Origin of the sequence: Paenibacillus spiritus, assembly GCF_008710135.1 — a bacterium.
GTDB lineage: Bacteria > Bacillota > Bacilli > Paenibacillales > Paenibacillaceae > Paenibacillus_AQ > Paenibacillus_AQ glufosinatiresistens.
Map to the genome: position 1 here is coordinate 273,662 of NZ_VYKK01000005.1, position 17,533 is coordinate 291,194.

Genomic DNA, 17,533 nt, shown 5'->3' on the forward strand with positions numbered 1-17,533 from the left:
CGGCTGCATACGCTGTTACAAGAGAGGGAGGAAAGCAATATGCCTTTACGTTCACAATGGCCTGTCGCCGATCTTCACTGTGATGTGCTCAGCAAGCTGGCGCGGAATCCCGAACTGGAATTTGCAGATTCTTCCGGTCTGGATGTCACCTTGAAGCGCATGCGCCAAGGCGGGGTGAGCTTGCAGTGCTTCGCCGTATTCGTGCTGCCCGGCTCCGGCTCTCCGCGGCTGGAGCAGGCGCTGCGTCAAATCGAATGCTACCGGAGAGAAGTGATCGGAGCCGGAGGGCTTCGGCCGCTCTGCTGGAGAGAGGAAGCCGCCGAGCTGAATCGTCTCCAACGTCCGGATCAGCGCTGGGCGCTCCTGTCGCTGGAGGGAGCGGACTGCCTGGAAGGGAGCCTGTTCTACGCGGAAGTGCTGTATGAGCTTGGAGTCCGATTGTTGAGCCTTACCTGGAACGGGGCCAACTGGGCGGCGGACGGAATTGGGGAAGAGCGGGGCGGCGGATTGACTGCCAAAGGAAAGCGGCTGGTGGAATGGTGCAGCGAGCATGGGATGCTGCTGGATGTGTCGCATCTCTCGGAACGGGGGTTCTGGGAGGTGGCAGAGAATTTCGTACGGCCCATTATCGCCTCTCATTCCAATGCCAGAGCAGGCTGCCGCCATCGGCGCAATCTGGAAGACGATCAGATTCGGACCATTGCCGAACGCGGAGGCTTGATCGGACTGAATTTTTTTCCGTGGTTCGTGACTGACGGCGGTCAGGGAAAGGCGGAAGATCTGATCCCGCATATTGAGCGGATCTGCGAATTGGGGGGTGAACGCAGTCTGGCGTTCGGGTCGGATTTTGACGGGATTGATGACAAACTTCGCGGCTTGGAGCATCCGGGCCGATTCCCTGCCTTCCTGGATCTTCTGCTGAAAAGGTATCCCGAGAATGCGGTCCGGGACTGGAGCTGCGGGAACGCGGTGCGCTTCCTCTCCGACCATCTGCCTTCCAGCGCTGTGAATAAAGGGAATCCGAGGGGGCCCAAATAAGAAGAGATTGTGAAAAAGGGACCCGTAAACGTGGGTTCCTTTTTCTTTTGGGTAATTAGAGGTATAATGGTCAATGGCTTGTACAGATACTAGAGAAAATTCAAGGAGTGACTTGACAATGAGCAAGACTGTACCCGTAGGTGTGTCGGCCCGACATATTCACCTTACGCAGGAGCACATCGAGGCGCTGTTCGGCGCCGGTTATCAGCTGACAGAATTCAAACCGCTCTCCCAGCCCGGCCAGTTCGCGGCGAACGAGCAGGTTGCCGTAATTGGTCCGAAAGGCCAATTCGACAAGGTTCGTATCCTGGGCCCGGCCCGCCCGGCTTCCCAGCTTGAAATTTCCCGCACGGATTCGTTCGCGATCGGCGTGAAGGCGCCTGTCCGGGAATCCGGCAAAATTGAAGGAACGCCCGGCATTCTGGTTAAAGGTCCGGCCGGGGAGGTCGAACTTGAGACAGGCGTGATCGTGGCAGCCCGCCACATTCATTTCCATACCTCCGAAGCGGCTGCCTGGGGCATTGCCGACCAGCAGCTTTTGAAGGTCCGCCTTGGCGGCGAACGCGGTCTGGTGCTTGAGAATGTCATTGCCCGCGTATCCGACAACTTCAAGCTGGATATGCACATTGACACCGACGAAGCCAATGCCGCCGGTGCTAAGAACGGCGACACGGCGGAGATTGTAGAATAAGAATCGGCCATTATTATTCTGTGGAAGGCTGTCCCGAGAGGGACAGCCTTTTTGGATGGGGCGGAAAGTCAAGGCGGGCGGACCGCGCAGCAGCTTCGTTTGAAGTAGGAGTTCAGGCGGGTAATACATTAGCAGAACGGATTCTCGCAGCCGAAGGGAGCAACGAACATGAGTGACAAGCGCAAGGAGAATATTCACGTTACGCCGGACGGAGACGAAGGCTGGGTCAATCAGAGCCAAGGCAAGGAGCTGAGCCGGCACCGAACCAAGGAAGAGGCCGAGGAGGCGGGACGCGAAGAAGCCAAAGAGGCGCATACCGAGCTGAAGATTCACAAGAAGGATGGCGTAATCTCCGAATCGCACAGTTACGGCAATGATCCGTTCCCACCCCGGGGATAGCCCATGAACGGCATGCGAACAAGCGGAGAACAACTGGAAGGCGCAAGCCGGTCACTTGGCCGGCTTTTTGAGCTGTCGGCGTACAGCGCGTCAACACGGCTGCCGTGTGGCAAAGGAACGAACCGGCATTTCGGAATGGAGAATTCTCGCGCTGCTCTCCGCCCGAAGCTGACTGCAATGGAGATTCCTGACATTTTCCCCGTAACATTTTTAACTGACCAACGGTCAGGACAGCCTTAAAATAAGAATGTAAACGCTTTATATTATTTGGATCTGGGGGAATGTTTGTGAAAAAGGGAACAAAAATCTTCGCAGCCGCCGGTCTCTCGCTGGCCCTGCTGGGCGGCGGCGCAGCCGTCGTCAACAATGCTCATCCGGTATCGGCAGCCGCGGCTCCGCTGAAGGTCGGACGCGTCGAAGCAGCCGCTCACGGGAAGAAATGCTTTACTGTGGCCGTAGCCGTTGTACAGAACGGCGTAATTGTCGCCGCTTCGGTGGATGACTACCAATTCATGGACAAGAGCACGGTAACGGGCGTACCGAATTCCGATTCGGATTTCGGCGCGAACTATAAGGACCCGAACATGGTCCTGGCATCCAAGAAGACCAACGCCGCTTACTACAGCGAGCATATGAAGGAAGCTGCCGGTTCGACGGTCTCCTATGACAAGAATCTGGCCGCCATCGAGAAATTTGCCACCGGCCGGACGATCAAATCACTGGAAATGTCGCTGAAGGCGAAATCACCGGAGCAGATGGTCGACGCCGTAAGCGGCGCGACGCTGGTGGACACCAAGGGCTATCTCCAGGCGATTCTGGACGCAGCCAAAGCTGCCAAATAGGCAGAACGCCAGCTCTGTACAGACTTCCCCGGATGCCGGGGAAGTCTTTTTGATATGCCCGGGTATCCGGTTCGGAGAAACGTGCAATGCCGGTGCGATCTCGTCGCGCAACGCGGCGGGGTATGCTATAATTTTAAATTGCAATGAAATTCAATTCAGCGATTATCTGTATACGATAAAAGGACGTGACCTCTATGACGATGGAGAAGCCAGGCTCACCGGACTTAAAATCCGGCAAGGGAACCAAGGATTACTCCCGGTATTTTGATTTCAGCGGCGCCAAGCTGATCTCGGAAGAAGACGGCAAAGCGACCTACCGCATCAAGGGACGGACCATTCAGGTCAACAGCCAGCCGGACTACAAGGAAGGCAAACGGCGGGGCAAGGAAGAAATCCAGATTCATTACGATTTTGCCATTCCCGAAGAGATGAAGCGCTTCGGCGAAGGCAAGCTGTATTCGATCACCACCTACGGCTGCCAGATGAACGAGCACGATACGGAGACGATGAAAGGGCTGCTCGAACAGATGGGCTACCGCGGGACGGACAACCGGAATGAAGCGGATCTCATCCTGCTGAACACCTGCGCCATCCGGGAGAATGCCGAGGATAAAGTGTTCGGCGAGCTGGGGCACCTGAAGCATCTGAAGACCGAGAAGCCGGGGCTGCTTCTGGGCGTCTGCGGCTGCATGTCCCAGGAAGAAGGAGTCGTGAACCGGATTCTCTCCAAGCACGGATTCGTTGACATGATCTTCGGCACGCACAATATCCACCGGCTGCCGGCGCTCATCAAGGAAGCGGTGTTCAGCAAGGAACTGGTCGTCGAGGTCTGGTCCAAGGAGGGCGACATTATCGAGAACCTCCCGAAGAAGCGGGAGGGCATGCGCGCCTGGGTCAATATCATGTACGGCTGCGACAAGTTCTGCACGTACTGTATCGTGCCTTACACCCGGGGCAAGGAGCGGAGCCGTCTGCCTGAAGATGTCATTGCGGAGCTGCGCGAGCTGGCGCGCCAGGGCTTCAAGGAAGTCACGCTGCTCGGCCAGAATGTGAACGCCTACGGCAAGGATTTTGAGGACCGGGACTATACGTTCGGCGACCTGATGGAAGACCTGCGGGGCATCGGCATCCCGCGCATCCGGTTCATGACCTCCCACCCCCGCGATTTCGACGATAAATTGGTTGCGGCGCTGGGCAAGGGGGGCAATCTGATGGAGAGCATCCATCTTCCGGTGCAGTCGGGCAGCAACGCCATACTGAAGCGCATGAGCCGCAAGTATTCGCGGGAGACTTACCTTGAGCTGGTCGGCAAGCTGAAGGCGGCCGTGCCGAATCTCTCGCTGAGCACCGACATTATTGTCGGCTTTCCGGGAGAAACGGACGAGCAGTTCGAGGAGACGATGTCGCTGGTCCGGGAAGTCGGCTACGATATGGCCTATACTTTTATATATTCACCCCGGGAAGGTACCCCGGCGGCGGCCATGGAAGACAATGTTCCGGTAGAAGTCAAAAATGAACGGCTGCAGCGGCTGAACGCCCTGCTTGCCGAACAATCCCGGGCCGCAAGCGACGCGCTGCTTGGCCGGACGCTGGAAGTGCTGGTCGAAGGAGAGAGCAAGAACAATGCGAACATGCTGTCCGGCCGGACGCGGACGAACAAGCTGGTGCATTTTGAAGGCCCGGCGGAATGGATCGGCAGCTTCGTCCATGTGAAGATTACCGACACCAAGACCTGGTATATCAAGGGAGAGGCGGTCCCGGCCGAGGCGCTGGCCGCCAACTGATCCCGGTGGAAGGAGCGAAGCCAAGTGACTGAAGAGAAGGACGGAAGAACCGGACAGAGCACGGCTGCCGGAGACACGGTGGAGCGCAACCGGATTATGGGCAAAGCCAAAGAACTGGCATCCCTGATCTCAACCAGCGAGGAAGTTCGGCATTTCCGGCAGGCCGAGGCCAAAATCCGCGACCATGAACGGGTGCAGGGGCTCATCAGCACCATCAAGAAGAAGCAGAAGGAAATTGTAGCTTTTGAAAGCTTCGGCAACCGGGAAATGGCCGCCCGGATTGAAGGGGAGATCGCCGAGCTTCAGGCCGAGATCGACAGCATCCCGCTCGTCAATGAGTTTCAGCAGAGCCAGAGCGAGATCAATGATCTGCTCCAGCTCGTCATCCTGGCCATCAAGGATACCGTATCGGAGAAGATCCATGTCGAGACCGGCGCGGAAGCGCCCCCGCCGAGCTGCGGGGACTGATGAACCGAAGCAGATACAGATAAGAGGACGACAGATGAACAAGGAGGCCGCCCGGTGGGCGGCCTTTGGCGTAGATCGGAACAACCGGATGCGACAACTTTTGATAATGTTCGATCTGGCGCCCCCTATATTGCTTTTGCCGGAAAAGGTCTGTTACATTAATAGGTGCGAAACAACCACCAGGACGGCAAAGGATGAAGACTATTGAACGAGAACGCGGAAATTCGATACAATGCGAGCAAATACCGCACGCCCGACGGCGTGCCGGCCGACATCGTGATGTTCACGCTCACCAAGCGCGAGCGCAAGACCGTGACGAAGACGCTGCCGCTCCGCGAGCTGAAGGTCATGCTGATCAGACGCAAGAAGTGGCCCTGCGCCGGCATGTGGGCGCTGCCCGGCGGCTTTTGCCAGGAGGATGAATCCATCTATGACGCGGCCAAGCGCGAGCTCAAGGAGGAGACGGGCGTCGACGGCGGCCATCTGGAATATTTGGGCGTATACAGCACGCCCGGACGGGACCCCCGGGGCTGGATCATCAGCCATGCTTTTTTTGCCCTGGTAGAAGAATGGATGCTGGAACAGCGGCAGGCGTCGGACGACGCCGGCGAGGTCGGACTGTTCACGCTGCAGGAAGCGCTGGAGGAGCTGGAGCTTGCTTTTGACCACCGGGAGATTATTACCGATGCCTATCACCGGATTCAGCAGCAGATGCTTCAGACGACGATTGCCCGGCAGTTCCTTCCGCCGCATTTCACGCTGAGCGAGCTGTATCAGGTCATTCAGACCGTGGTGCCGGAATTCAAGGAGCCTAATTTTATCCGCAAAATTACGTCAACCCGCAGCCGGCAGGGTATATTACAGGAAGTCAGGGATGAAGAGGGGCGGCCGCTGAGCTCCAATCAGTATTCGCAGCGTCCCGCCCAGCTCTATATGTTCACCGACCACGTTCCGCTGCTGTCCATTTATACCTGAGGCCGGACAGCCGGACGAATAACGCCAACGAAGGAGTGCGGATCTGTGAGAGCGCTGATTGTCATTGACTATACGAAGGATTTTGTGGACGGAAGTCTGCCGGTGGGGCAGCCGGGCATCGACATCGAGGACCGGATCTGCGAGCTCACCCGCGAATTCGCCGATGCCGGCGACGAGGTGGTCATGGCGGTCGATCTGCATGAACCGAATGATCCCTACCATCCCGAGAGCGCGCTCTTTCCGCCGCACAATCTGAGAGATACGGCCGGACGCGAGCTCTACGGCAAGCTGAAGGCCGTCTACGAGGCGCATCAGGACCAGATTCACTGGATGGACAAAACGCGCTACAGCGCCTTCTGCGGTACCGATCTGGATCTGCGCCTGCGGGCCCGGGGCATCACGGAGCTGCATCTGATCGGGGTGTGCACCGACATTTGCGTGCTGCATACCGCCGTGGATGCGTACAACCGGGGCTACGCCATCGTCGTCCACAAGGACGCGGTCGCGAGCTTCAATCCGCAGGGCCATGACTGGGCTCTGGGCCATTTTGCCGGAAGTCTGGGAGCCGAGGTTGTCAGCAAGGGCGAGAGACGGGAGATGACGAATTGAATCAGGAACTGGCACTTCACACCGACAAATACCAGATCAACATGATGTACGCCCATTGGGTGAACGGCACCCATAAGCGCCGGGCCGTGTTCGAGGCCTATTTCCGCAAGCTGCCCTTCGGCAACGGATTCGCCGTATTCGCCGGTCTGGAGCGGATTGTCCGCTATATCTCCACGCTCCGCTTCTCCGAAGAGGACATCCGCTATCTCTCGGAGCAGGAAGAGAATTACGATCCGGCCTTCCTGGAGGAGCTGCTGCGCTTCCGTTTCCAGGGCACGATTCATTCGATGCAGGAAGGCGCGGTCATCTTCCCCGAGGAACCGCTGGTGCGCGTGGAAGGCTCCATCATGGAAGCCCAGCTCGTGGAGACGGCGATTCTGAACTTCATGAACTACCAGACGCTGATCGCTACGAAGGCGGCCCGCATCAAGCAGGTGGCCGCCGGCGATACGCTGCTGGAGTTCGGCACCCGCAGGGCGCAGGAGGCTGACGCCGCGGTCTGGGGCGCCCGAGCGGCCTATGTGGCCGGCTTTGACGCGACCTCCAATATGCTGGCCGGACGCCTCTTCGGCATCCCGACCAAGGGCACGCATGCCCATTCCTGGGTGCAGAGCTTCAGCAGCGAGCAGGAAGCGTTCGATGCCTACGCCCGGGTGCTGCCGGACGGGGTGACGCTGCTCGTTGATACGTTCGATACCCTGCGCAGCGGCGTTCCCCACGCCATTGCGACCGCCAAGAAGCTGGAAGCCCAGGGCAAACGGATGAAGGGGATCCGGCTGGACAGCGGCGACCTGGCCTACCTCTCGATTCAGGCCCGGAAGATGCTGGACGAAGCGGGACTGCCTTACGTGGGAATTGTAGCCTCGAACGATCTGGACGAGAATACCATTATGAACTTGAAGTCCCAGGGTGCCCGGATCGACACCTGGGGCGTGGGCACCCAACTGATTACCGCATCCGACCAGCCTTCGCTCGGCGGGGTCTACAAGCTGGTGGAGATTGAAGGATCCGACGGCCGGATGGTGCCGACCATCAAAATCTCCAGCAATCCCGAGAAGGTCAGCACCCCCGGGAAGAAGGAGGTCTACCGGATTATCGGCGAGCAGGGCAAAGCGCTGGCGGATTATCTGGCTTTCCCGGAAGAAGAAGCGCCCCGCTCCGGCCGCAAGCTGAAGATCTTCAACCCGCTGCACCCGTATCTGCGCAAAAAGGTCGAGCGCTACGAAGCGATGCCGATGCTTCAGCCGATCTTCACGAACGGTCTGCAGGTCTATGAACTTCCGACACTGGAAGCCATCCGCGCCTACCACCGCTCCCAGCTTGATTTGTTCTGGCCCGAGTATTTGCGCAAGCTGAATCCTGAAGTCTACCGGGTCAGCCTCAGCGAGACGGTCTGGAACCGCAAGCAGGAGCTGATTGCGGAGCATCTGCATACCGAAGAGGAATAGAAACAACAATAGAACACCTGTCAAAGCGGATTTCTCAAGGAGCAAGCCTCTTTCCCGGCCGTACGGTTGGGGAAGAGGCTTTTTGGCGTTCACGGGATGAATTTGTGATTTTTGTCATGAAGACTGTGAGGAATTTAACATCTTAATTTTTAATTTTATTGCTAAATTAAGGGGACTTCTTGTGGGCCGAGCAGGCTTCAGCCACTAAATGTTCACTCTGCTGAATTTCGTGGGAGGTTATCTCTGGTTGGATTTACGCAGTGCTGTCGGGTGCTTGTTGCGTATAAGAGAAACCCTGCTGCGCCGATAAAATAATATGATTTTGGAACCGGACGGACTGCAAGATTTGTCACTTTAAAACAACTGGAAACACGATACAATCGTGAAAAAGTCAAAGTGCATGTTATTCTAGCTAACACTGAAAGGGGTTATGTCGGTGGTACAGTTGCCTGCAATCAATGAACGGGGCTTCTTCGAAATCCGCCTGGAATCCATAGGAGGGCTGGGAGCCAATCTGGCCGGCAAAATGCTGGCCGAAGCCGGCGTCGTCGGCGCGGGCCTGAACGGAGTCAGCTTCTCCTCTTACGGTTCGGAGAAGAAGGGCTCGCCGGTCAAGGCACATATCCGGTTCTGCGATCTGAATACGCCGATCCGCGATACGTCGCCCGTGGAACGGCCGCATGTTGTAGCCGTCTTCCATGAAGCGCTGGCCAAGACGGTCAATGTCGTCAGCGGAGTCTATGCTTCGAGCACCGTACTCGTCAACTCGTCCCGCACGCCGGAAGTCCTGAAGGAGACCCTGCGCCTGACAGCCGGCACGCTGGTGGTTGTAGATGCCACCGCCATCGCGCTGGAGGAGAAGAACAAAGTTAATATGGCGATGCTCGGGGCCATCTTCCGTCTCTGCCCGTTCCTCGACCCGGTTACGATGAAGGGCGTTATCGAGAAATCGCTCGGTAAGAAATATCCGCAAGCGGTGCAGGCTGCCCTGACGACGTTCGAGCGCGGCTACAATGAAGTGAAGATTCAGCAGTTCGGCCTTCCGGACGGCGTGAGCATGCCGGCGTTCGTCCGTTCCGACGTCTCGGCCCTGGGCTATGAGACGCAGCCGATGGGCGGTACGGTGGTCAATCCGGGAATGAGCTTTCTCAAGGACCTCAGCATCTCCCGTTCGGGAATGATGCCGAGCTATGACAGCGAATCGTGCATTCACTGCGCCGAGTGCGATTCCGTCTGCCCCGATATGTGCTTCGTATGGGAGGAGACCGTGAACAAGAAAGGCCGGTCCATGATGTTCTTGAAGGGGATCGACTACCAATATTGCAAAGGCTGTCTGAAATGCGTGGAAGTCTGCCCGACCTCGGCCCTGTCCCGGGTCCGGGAGAAGGAAGGACTGGCGGAGGAGCGCACGGTTCGGCACAGCTTCGAGCTTCTGCCCCAGGCTTGAGAATTCCGATTAAGGGAAGGTAAGGTGAGTTCAGAATGGCGATTGACTATGAGAAGGAAATGGGCTCCGCCACCGTGGAGCAGAAATTCCTGTACGAATCCGGCAACGAGATGGCCGCCTACGCGGCGCATCAGATCAATTATCATGTCATGGGGTATTTTCCGATTTCGCCGTCTACGGAGGTAGCACAATTCCTGGATACGATGAAGGCAAGCGGACAGCATGACATTATGCTCGTTCCTTCGGACGGCGAGCACAGCTCGGCGGGCATCTGCTACGGAGCATCCGCCGCCGGGGGCCGCGTATTCAATGCTACGAGCGCCCAGGGCTATCTCTATATGCTGGAGCAAATGCCGGTCCAGTCCGGCACCCGGATGCCGATGGTCATGAATCTGGTCTGCCGCTCCGTGTCGGGGCCGCTGAACATTCACGGCGATCACTCCGATCTTTATTTTGCGCTGAATACCGGCTGGCCGATCCTGATGTGTCCGGACCCGCAGTCGGTCTATGACATGAACCTTATGGCCATCAAGCTGGCCGAGCATGCAAAGGTGCGCCTGCCGGTGCTGGTGGCGATGGACGGCTACTTCACCTCGCACCAGAAGCGCCGGGTACAAGCCTTCGCGAACCGCGAGGATGTGCATAAGTTCATCGGTCCGCAGCCGGCGGGCTACGACGATGCGCTCGACCGCAATCATCCGGTCTCGATCGGCCCCTACATGAACGAGCCGGATTATATCAATAACAAATACCAGCAGTCCGTTGCCATGTACAATGCCGGCGAAGTGTTTGAAGAGATTGCCAAGGAATTCGGCGACCTTACCGGCCGCCACTATCCGATCCTGTCCCAGTACCGGATGGAGGACGCCGAGGTTGCCGTATTCCTGATGAACTCTGCTTCGGAGATCATCAAGGATGTGGTGGACGATCTCCGCGCCCGCGGCATCCGCGCGGGCTCCGTCTCGCCGAATATGATCCGCCCGTTCCCGCAGAAGCAGATTGCGGAAGCGCTCCGACATGTCAAAGCGATCACGGTCGGCGACCGCGCCGACTCCTACGGAGCCTACGGCGGCAACATGGTGAATGAAATCAAAGCCGCCCTGTTCACGTACGGCAACACGACGACCCGGGTCATCAGCCGCATCTACGGGCTCGGCGGCAAGGACTTCTACGCGGAAGACGGACATCATCTGTTCCGGCTTGCCATTGAAGCCGCCGAGACGGGCCGGGTAGAAGTGCCGTTCGACTACTACGGACACAATCCCGGACTGCCGGGCAGCGAGCCGAAGCGGACGCTGAAGCCGCTCCCGTTCGACAAGCTGAAGAGCGGCCTGATTGCGGTAGACAAGGACCCCGATACTGGCAAGCTCAAGGTCAAGATTCCGCCGCTGCGGAGTCTGACCGCGAAGCCGAAGCGCTTGTCGCCGGGACACGGCACCTGCCCGGGCTGCGGCATTTTCTCCGGACTGGAATTGTTCTTCAAGGGAATTGAGGGCGATGTCGTGGCCCTGTATCATACGGGCTGTGCTTTTGTCACCACGATGGGTTATCCTTACTCGTCCCACAAATCTACGTTCATCCATAACCTGTTCCAGAACGGAGCTGCGACAATGTCCGGCGTCGTCGAAATGTTCTGGGAGCGCAAACGGCGGGGCGAGCTGGATCATCTGGGGCTCCAGGACGACTTTACCTTTGTGATGGTCACCGGCGACGGCGGCATGGATATCGGCATGGGCCCGGCCATCGGAGCCGCTCTTCGCGGCCACAAGATGATCATTGTGGAATACGACAATGAGGGCTATATGAATACCGGGGCCCAGCAGTCGTATTCGACGCCGATCGGCCACCGGACCTCGACGTCCAGTATCGGCAAGACGCAGCAAGGGAAGAAGACCCAGCATAAGGACACGCCGCAGATTATGGCGGCTACGAATGTGCCGTATGTCTTCACCGGCTGCGAAGCCTTCCCGCAGGACCTCGTCAAGAAGGCGGCCAAGGCCCAGTGGTATGCCCAGAATGAAGGATTGGCTTACGGGAAAATCCTGTCGGCCTGCCCGCTGAACTGGATGTCCGAGGATGCGCTCGGCACAAAGCTCGTCGGCAAGGCGGTCGATTCCTGCTTCTTCCCGCTGTATGAAGTCGAGCAGGGCATTACGACGATTACGTACAATCCCGAAGAGAAGGAGAAGCGCGTGCCGGTAACCGAATGGCTGAAAGGCATGGGCAAGACGAAGCATCTGCTCAAGGAAGAGAATGCCGAAGCGCTCCGCAGCTTTGAAGAAGAAGTGGAGCGGCGCTGGGTGCGCCTGAAGGCGAAGCACGAGCATCCCGATCTGTAAAAAAGACAGGGGGAGCCCGGAGGGTTCCCTCCCGATTAAGAAATTTCTGACAACCGAAAAGGCTCCCGATGGCTTAGACAAGCCGTCCGGAGCCTTTCTGTTGTTGCTTGGCTGCGCCCCGTCAGAACAGGCTCCAGCTGCCCTTGCTGCGCGCGTGCCGCTCGGCGGCCGAGAGCAGAAGGGCGCGGTTAGCGCGACCATCGCGAGACAGCCGGCAACCAGCGCGGCAAGCGAAGCGTACCAACAGATCCCGATGTTGTCGCAGACAGGTTGAACAGCCCCGTACCGGGGGCGGCAGAAGAAGTCAGCTCTCCTTCTTGTATATCTCGCGCATGACATGGCCGAGCTCGGGAAGAATGAGCCGGTTCATCGCCAGCCGGACGGCTGCGGCCGATCCCGGCATGGAGAAGACGGCTTTGCTGCCGATGGTGCCGGCAATGGCGCGGCTCAGCATGGCCGCAGGTCCGACGTCTTCCTGGAAGCTGAGCAGACGGAAGAGCTCGCCGAATCCCGGGAGATTTTTGTCCATCAGGGAAGTGACGGCTTCATAAGTGGAATCCCGGGGCGAAATGCCCGTTCCCCCGGTCAGCAGAATCGCTTCGACGCCGGCGCGGGTGGAAGCGGAATAGATCGTCTCCCGGATCAGATCGTAATCGTCCTTGACTATCGTGTAGCTCTCTAATCGGTGCCCGTTCTCCTGCAGGAGATCGCGGATGAGCGTACCGCTCTTGTCCGTCTCCGGTGTGCGGGTGTCCGATACGGTGATGACGCAGCAGGCAACGGAGCCCGGCGCCTGGCTTCGGTGTTCCTGGGCAGAATCCTTCATGGCAATCCCTCCTTGTCCTTCCATCATAGGATAGACCGGAGGCTCCCGCAAGGTTGTGCTTCCCCGCCGGTTTATAGTACACTCGCAGATGACAACAACGGGGCAAGGGAGCTATCGAAGATGAATAATGAGGTTGTTATCGGAACCGGGTACGATGCCGGCGAACGGATGGAAGCATCCAAGCCGCTGCCGGTCTATATTTTGTCGGGATTTCTGGGAAGCGGCAAAACGACGCTGCTCCAGCGCCTGCTGGCCCACTGGAAGAGTCAGGGCCTTCGTCCGGCGGTCATTATGAACGAACTGGGAGAAGTCAATCTGGACGGACTGCTCGTGGAGCAGACCGTGCCGATGGCGGAGCTGCTGGGCGGGTGCATCTGCTGCACGATCCGCGGCGATCTCAGCACCGAGCTGGCTACGCTCATCAAGCGGGAATCGCCGGATCTGGTCATTATCGAAGCGACGGGCGCGGCCAACCCGATCGAGATTATCGACAGCGTCACCGAGACTTCGCTCTATCAGCGGCTGGAGCTGAAGGGGCTGATCACCGTGGCCGACGCCGCCCATCTGCTGGAGCTGCACCGCACCCAGAAGGGTTCCACCTACCGGCTCATGCAGGAGCAGATTCGCTCTGCGTCCGTGCTGATTCTGAACAAGACCGACCGCGTCAGCGCGGAGGAGGAGGCAGAGGTCGCCGATGTGCTGCGCCGCTGGAACGCGTACGCCGATCTCCTTCCGGCGGTGAACTGTGCCGTGGACCCCGCCGAGCTGCTCGAACGGATGGAGCAGGCGGACATCCACGCCGGATGGGAAGCGGAGGCGGAACCCGGGGATGCGGGCGATGAGGCGCAGGGCAGCGCCGGCACCGGGGAGGAAGGAGCCGGAGCGCCGGGAACCCACCGGACCCATGACCATGTGATGGCCTACACCCATTACTTTACTTTTCCGGTGAACAGTGAGGAATTTGAAGCTCTGATCCGGGATCTGCCCAGCGATGTGTACCGGGCGAAGGGCGTGGTGAGCTTCAGCGATACGTCCAGCCGGTTCCTGTTCCAGTATGCTTACCGGGAAGCCGATTTTATGAAAATCACCCCTCAGGGCGATCTGCCCGACGTGGCCGTTTTCATCGGGGAGCATTTCTCGTCCTCGGAGCTTCGCAGCAAGCTGCTGAAGCTGGAGCGCCGGGCGGCCGGACGCCCGGACAGAGTGCGCCGCACTCTCTAGGGAGTCCCTGAAGAGCAGGCCGGCAGGACGGCGGCAGTCCATGGTCGGGTACCGCCTATGGGCATTCTGGTTCGGAGCTTGGGGCTTGCGGTTATATAGAAGGCATAACCTAATTCATACGACCCGGAGGTACAAGGCGATGACCCGAATTCTATACCAGGATTGCATTGACGCTTGTCTGAAATGCATGGAAGCCTGCAACTACAGCTATGTCTCCAACCTGAAGGAGTATGAGCTCGCCCGGCTTCGCGACTGTGTGCTGCTTGAACGCGAGTGTGCCGATATATGCGGCTTCGCCATGGAGGCGATGACGCGCCAGAGTCCTTTTGTCGCCGATATTTGCCGGCTGTGCGCCGATATCTGCGAAGCAACCGCCGAGGAATGCTCGCGCCATGAGCAGACGCACTGTCTGGACTGCATTGAGTCCTGCCGCCGCTGCGCCGAGCTGTGCCGCGAAGTCAGCAGCCTCGTGACCGTGCTTGCCTAAACGAAGGGCAGGCTGGTACAATAAACAATATTGTTCGGAGCCAGTTTCCGCTTGCAGGTCCGGCGGAGGCTGGCTTTTATCATGAACCGGCCCGGGTAACAGGGAATACGCAGACGTAACGGGAGGGACAATGAAGGGAAGCCAACTGCCGGAAAGCGAACATTCCAGAGAGCTGTTCGCCTATTTTGGCCTCGCCGTCTTCTACGGCCAAGCGCTGGAACAGCAGCTGACCAACCTCCTGCTGCTGACCAAGCTGTCGCAGGGAAAGACACTGTCCGAGGAAGAGCTGACTGATCTGTACCAGCGCAAGCTGAGCAATTCGCTGGGTCAGCTGATCCGGGAGCTGTCTCACTACTTCCCTTTCTCCGAGGAAGAGACGCGACAGCTTCAGGAGGTATGGAAGCAGCGCAATTATATCGTACACGACTATTTCAAAGAACGGATTCAGGATACCTTCACCCCGGCCGGCCGGACCCGGATGATCCGCGAGCTGAAGCGGTTCAAGAACAAGGCCCGGCGGCTGGAGGTGAAGCTCCAGGGATACTGTGACGAGATGTATGCCGGGCTGAACCGGGAGAACGCCCAGGATATCAAAGGGCTCTATAAGCCGATGGCCGCTTCTGCAGCCGTCACGGCTGCGGAGAATTCGCCCGAATCCAAGCGGAACTGACCCCTGGCAGAAGGAGAAGTCAGGAAGCCGGGCGGCCCCCGGCATTCAGGCGAGAGCAACGCCGCCGCACACGAACAACGCCTCCGGGCTCCCGATCAGGGAAGCCCGGAGGCGTTGTTCGTTGCAGTAGCCGCAGAAGCGTCTATTTGCCCGGAAGCGGAGAAAGCACCGGCGCAGGGGAAGGTGCGGCCGCACCGCCTGCATTGCCCGACTGAAGCTGGTACATCCGGTAGTACCGGCCCTCTTTTGCCATCAGCTCCTCGTGGCTGCCCCGTTCGACAATCTCGCCGTGATGCAGCACCAGAATCTGGTCGGCGCTTCGGATGGTGGACAGGCGGTGGGCGATGATGAACGTCGTCCGGCCCTTCTTCAGCACCTCCAGCGCTTCCTGAATAAGACTCTCGGTCTCGGTATCGATATTGGAGGTCGCCTCGTCGAGAATCAGAATCGCCGGATCGAAGGCGAGCGCCCGGGCGAATGAAATGAGCTGGCGCTGTCCGGCGGACAGCGTGCTGCCCTTCTCCACGACCGGTTCATCGAAGCCTTGGGGCAGATGCGCCAGCAGCCGGTCGGCGCCTACCTCGCGAAGCGCGCGCTCGGCGCGTTCCCGCGTAATCCGCTCGTCGCCGAGACTGACGTTGGACGCAATCGTGCCCGTGAACAGATACGGGTCCTGCAGCACGATGCCCATATGGCTGCGCAGCCACTGCTTCGGAATGGAGACGGTCTCCTTGCCGTCGATCGTGATGGAGCCTTTCTGCGGATCATAGAACCGGAACAGCAGGTTGATGATCGAGCTTTTGCCCGAACCGGTATGTCCGACCAGCGCCACCGTCTCGCCCTGCGCCGCCCGGAAGGAGATATTCTTGAGCACCTCATGCCCTTCCTTGTAGGCGAACGAGACGTTCTTGAATTCCACATGGCCCTTGTAGCGCGGCATCGATCCGTCCGTAACCGGCTCGCCTTCTTCGTCCATCAGCTTGAAGACGCGTCCGGCGGATACCATCGAGGAATCCAGGTTGGCCAGCTGGTTGACCATGCCGGTGATCGGCTGGAACATCCGGCCCAGCACATCGACGAAGGCATAGAGCACGCCGAGCGAAATAGCGGTGGAACCCGACAGGCTGCCGAAGCCGAAATACCACAGCACCATCACAAAAGCGACATTCCGAAGCACCCCGACCAGATTGTGGGAGGTGAAGGAGTTCAAGTTCAGCATTTTGTTCTGGTATTTCAGGTAATCGTCGTTCAGCGTCTCGAACTCCTCCAGCCGCTCTTTCTGGCGGCGGAAGATCCGGATGATCGACATGCCCTGGATGGATTCATTAATAATGGCGTTGATCTCGCTCAGACGGGAGCGGATGACCGTATTGTACTTGGTGGCCACCTTGCGGTAGAGCACAATCCAGAGCACGATGACCGGCAGAATGAACAGGCTGACCAGACCGAGCCGGTAATCGAGCAGGAAGAGCGCGATGTATACGCCTGTGATGTTGATGATGCCGGTACAGAAATTCGAGAGCACGGCAATGAACAGATCCTTGACCGCTTCGGTGTCGTTGGTCACCCGGGAGACGACCTTGCCTGCCGGCAGGTTATCGAAGAAGTGAACCGGCAGCCGCTGGATATGGGCATACACATCGGTCCGCAGCTTCCGGACGACCTGATTGGCCGAGGATTGCAGCCAGTACGTCTTGCCGAACTCCGCGATAATCGAGACCAGCAGCAGAATGCCGTATAGGCCGACCAGCCGGTAGATGCCGGGGAACTCCGGTTTGTAAAAAGCGAACAGTTCGCCCGCCGACAGCTTCGCCGCCGGATAGCTGACGGACTGTCCGTCCCGGGCGATGGTCAGGGTCCCGTCCCGGAAGCTGCGTTCGCCTTCCGTCCGGGGTACCGCCTCGCCAATGAAATAGAAGCTCCGGCCGATCTGGAGCAGCCGGACCTCCCGGCCTCTGGCTTCCCCCGGCTCGAACCGGTCACCGCGCTTGTAATAAGCGCCCCGGTATTCCGCAGCCTGATGAGAGGATTCCGAGACAAAGTAAGGCTTCTCGATGGCCAGCATATGGTTGTCGATCATTGATTTGGCGATAAAAGGCCCGGCCAGCTCGGCCGCTACCCCGATGGAGAGCAGCAGCAGAGCTGCGATGAATGTCTTCTTGGCATGCAGCGCGTATTGGAACAAGCGCCTGCCTGTATTGGATTTCATGAGGGATAACCTCCTAAAAGTTTTACTAGCTTCCGCTTCATCGGGTTTTCTTCGGTAAAACTGCATCGGAAGCATAAACC

General features: G+C 58.5%; 16 protein-coding genes. 14 read left to right on the forward strand and 2 right to left on the reverse strand.

Translation table 11 applies throughout. The features are described 5' to 3' along the window. The first annotated feature begins 39 nt into the window (after positions 1-39). The 11 genes from F4V43_RS05805 (at position 40) to F4V43_RS05855 (ending at position 12,040) form a co-directional block, all read left to right on the forward strand. A complete protein-coding gene (locus tag F4V43_RS05805) occupies positions 40-1,038 on the forward strand; it encodes a dipeptidase (protein ID WP_150457294.1) in 999 nt (332 codons plus the stop codon). A 118-nt stretch (positions 1,039-1,156) separates the two neighbouring features. Continuing rightward, positions 1,157-1,729: a phosphate propanoyltransferase gene (pduL, locus tag F4V43_RS05810; RefSeq protein WP_150457295.1), complete on the forward strand. Its 573-nt coding sequence runs from the start codon at positions 1,157-1,159 to the stop codon at positions 1,727-1,729. Between the two features lie 168 nt (positions 1,730-1,897). Beyond that, positions 1,898-2,128: a DUF2188 domain-containing protein gene (locus tag F4V43_RS05815; RefSeq protein ID WP_150457296.1), complete on the forward strand. Its 231-nt coding sequence runs from the start codon at positions 1,898-1,900 to the stop codon at positions 2,126-2,128. Between the two features lie 287 nt (positions 2,129-2,415). Then, entirely contained in the window at positions 2,416-2,970 is a 555-nt protein-coding gene (locus F4V43_RS05820; RefSeq protein ID WP_150457297.1) for a hypothetical protein, read from the forward strand. Positions 2,971-3,164: 194 nt separating this feature from the next. Continuing rightward, positions 3,165-4,754 carry a tRNA (N6-isopentenyl adenosine(37)-C2)-methylthiotransferase MiaB gene (gene miaB, locus F4V43_RS05825; RefSeq protein WP_223879787.1) on the forward strand — a complete coding sequence of 530 codons (1,590 nt, stop codon included), beginning with the start codon at positions 3,165-3,167 and terminating at the stop codon, positions 4,752-4,754. A gap of 24 nt (positions 4,755-4,778) precedes the next feature. After that, positions 4,779-5,222, forward strand: a complete 444-nt coding sequence (locus tag F4V43_RS05830) for a RicAFT regulatory complex protein RicA family protein (protein ID WP_408638307.1) — start codon at positions 4,779-4,781, stop codon at positions 5,220-5,222. A 204-nt stretch (positions 5,223-5,426) separates the two neighbouring features. Beyond that, on the forward strand, positions 5,427-6,197 hold the full coding sequence (locus tag F4V43_RS05835; protein ID WP_150457298.1) for an NUDIX domain-containing protein: 771 nt from the start codon (positions 5,427-5,429) through the stop codon (positions 6,195-6,197). Between the two features lie 45 nt (positions 6,198-6,242). Continuing rightward, positions 6,243-6,806: a cysteine hydrolase family protein gene (locus tag F4V43_RS05840; protein WP_150457299.1), complete on the forward strand. Its 564-nt coding sequence runs from the start codon at positions 6,243-6,245 to the stop codon at positions 6,804-6,806. After that, positions 6,803-8,254, forward strand: a complete 1,452-nt coding sequence (locus F4V43_RS05845) for a nicotinate phosphoribosyltransferase (RefSeq protein WP_150457300.1) — start codon at positions 6,803-6,805, stop codon at positions 8,252-8,254. The genes F4V43_RS05840 and F4V43_RS05845 overlap by 4 nt, the downstream gene beginning before the upstream one ends. A 436-nt stretch (positions 8,255-8,690) precedes the next feature. Continuing rightward, entirely contained in the window at positions 8,691-9,701 is a 1,011-nt protein-coding gene (locus F4V43_RS05850; RefSeq protein ID WP_408638308.1) for a 2-oxoacid:acceptor oxidoreductase family protein, read from the forward strand. A gap of 35 nt (positions 9,702-9,736) precedes the next feature. Then, complete coding sequence (locus tag F4V43_RS05855) at positions 9,737-12,040, forward strand: thiamine pyrophosphate-dependent enzyme (protein WP_150457302.1); 2,304 nt, start codon at positions 9,737-9,739, stop codon at positions 12,038-12,040. 304 nt (positions 12,041-12,344) lie between these two features. Here the strand turns inward: F4V43_RS05855 and F4V43_RS05860 are convergent, their stop codons facing one another. Next, on the reverse strand, positions 12,345-12,866 hold the full coding sequence (locus F4V43_RS05860; RefSeq protein WP_150457303.1) for a molybdenum cofactor biosynthesis protein B: 522 nt from the start codon (positions 12,864-12,866) through the stop codon (positions 12,345-12,347). 168 nt (positions 12,867-13,034) lie between these two features. Here F4V43_RS05860 and F4V43_RS05865 point away from each other — a divergent pair, with 168 nt between their 5' ends. The 3 genes from F4V43_RS05865 (at position 13,035) to F4V43_RS05875 (ending at position 15,244) form a co-directional block, all read left to right on the forward strand. Beyond that, positions 13,035-14,087 (forward strand): CobW family GTP-binding protein, encoded by a 1,053-nt coding sequence (locus F4V43_RS05865; protein WP_150457462.1) that lies wholly within the window; start codon positions 13,035-13,037, stop codon positions 14,085-14,087. 139 nt (positions 14,088-14,226) lie between these two features. Next, positions 14,227-14,574: a four-helix bundle copper-binding protein gene (locus F4V43_RS05870; protein ID WP_150457304.1), complete on the forward strand. Its 348-nt coding sequence runs from the start codon at positions 14,227-14,229 to the stop codon at positions 14,572-14,574. A gap of 130 nt (positions 14,575-14,704) precedes the next feature. Then, positions 14,705-15,244: a hypothetical protein gene (locus tag F4V43_RS05875; protein WP_223879788.1), complete on the forward strand. Its 540-nt coding sequence runs from the start codon at positions 14,705-14,707 to the stop codon at positions 15,242-15,244. Between the two features lie 142 nt (positions 15,245-15,386). Here F4V43_RS05875 and F4V43_RS05880 read toward each other — a convergent pair whose 3' ends face one another. After that, positions 15,387-17,453: an ABC transporter ATP-binding protein gene (locus F4V43_RS05880; protein WP_150457305.1), complete on the reverse strand. Its 2,067-nt coding sequence runs from the start codon at positions 17,451-17,453 to the stop codon at positions 15,387-15,389. Between the last annotated feature and the right edge of the window lie 80 nt (positions 17,454-17,533).

Coding starts and splice junctions, on each gene's coding strand:
- F4V43_RS05805 (WP_150457294.1), top strand. CDS start 40: ATGCCTTTACGTTCACAATGGCCTGTCGCCGATCTTCACTGTGATGTG.
- pduL (WP_150457295.1), top strand. CDS start 1,157: ATGAGCAAGACTGTACCCGTAGGTGTGTCGGCCCGACATATTCACCTT.
- F4V43_RS05815 (WP_150457296.1), top strand. CDS start 1,898: ATGAGTGACAAGCGCAAGGAGAATATTCACGTTACGCCGGACGGAGAC.
- miaB (WP_223879787.1), top strand. CDS start 3,165: ATGACGATGGAGAAGCCAGGCTCACCGGACTTAAAATCCGGCAAGGGA.
- F4V43_RS05855 (WP_150457302.1), top strand. CDS start 9,737: ATGGCGATTGACTATGAGAAGGAAATGGGCTCCGCCACCGTGGAGCAG.
- F4V43_RS05860 (WP_150457303.1), bottom strand. CDS start 12,866: ATGAAGGATTCTGCCCAGGAACACCGAAGCCAGGCGCCGGGCTCCGTT.
- F4V43_RS05865 (WP_150457462.1), top strand. CDS start 13,035: ATGGAAGCATCCAAGCCGCTGCCGGTCTATATTTTGTCGGGATTTCTG.
- F4V43_RS05870 (WP_150457304.1), top strand. CDS start 14,227: ATGACCCGAATTCTATACCAGGATTGCATTGACGCTTGTCTGAAATGC.
- F4V43_RS05875 (WP_223879788.1), top strand. CDS start 14,705: ATGAAGGGAAGCCAACTGCCGGAAAGCGAACATTCCAGAGAGCTGTTC.
- F4V43_RS05880 (WP_150457305.1), bottom strand. CDS start 17,453: ATGAAATCCAATACAGGCAGGCGCTTGTTCCAATACGCGCTGCATGCC.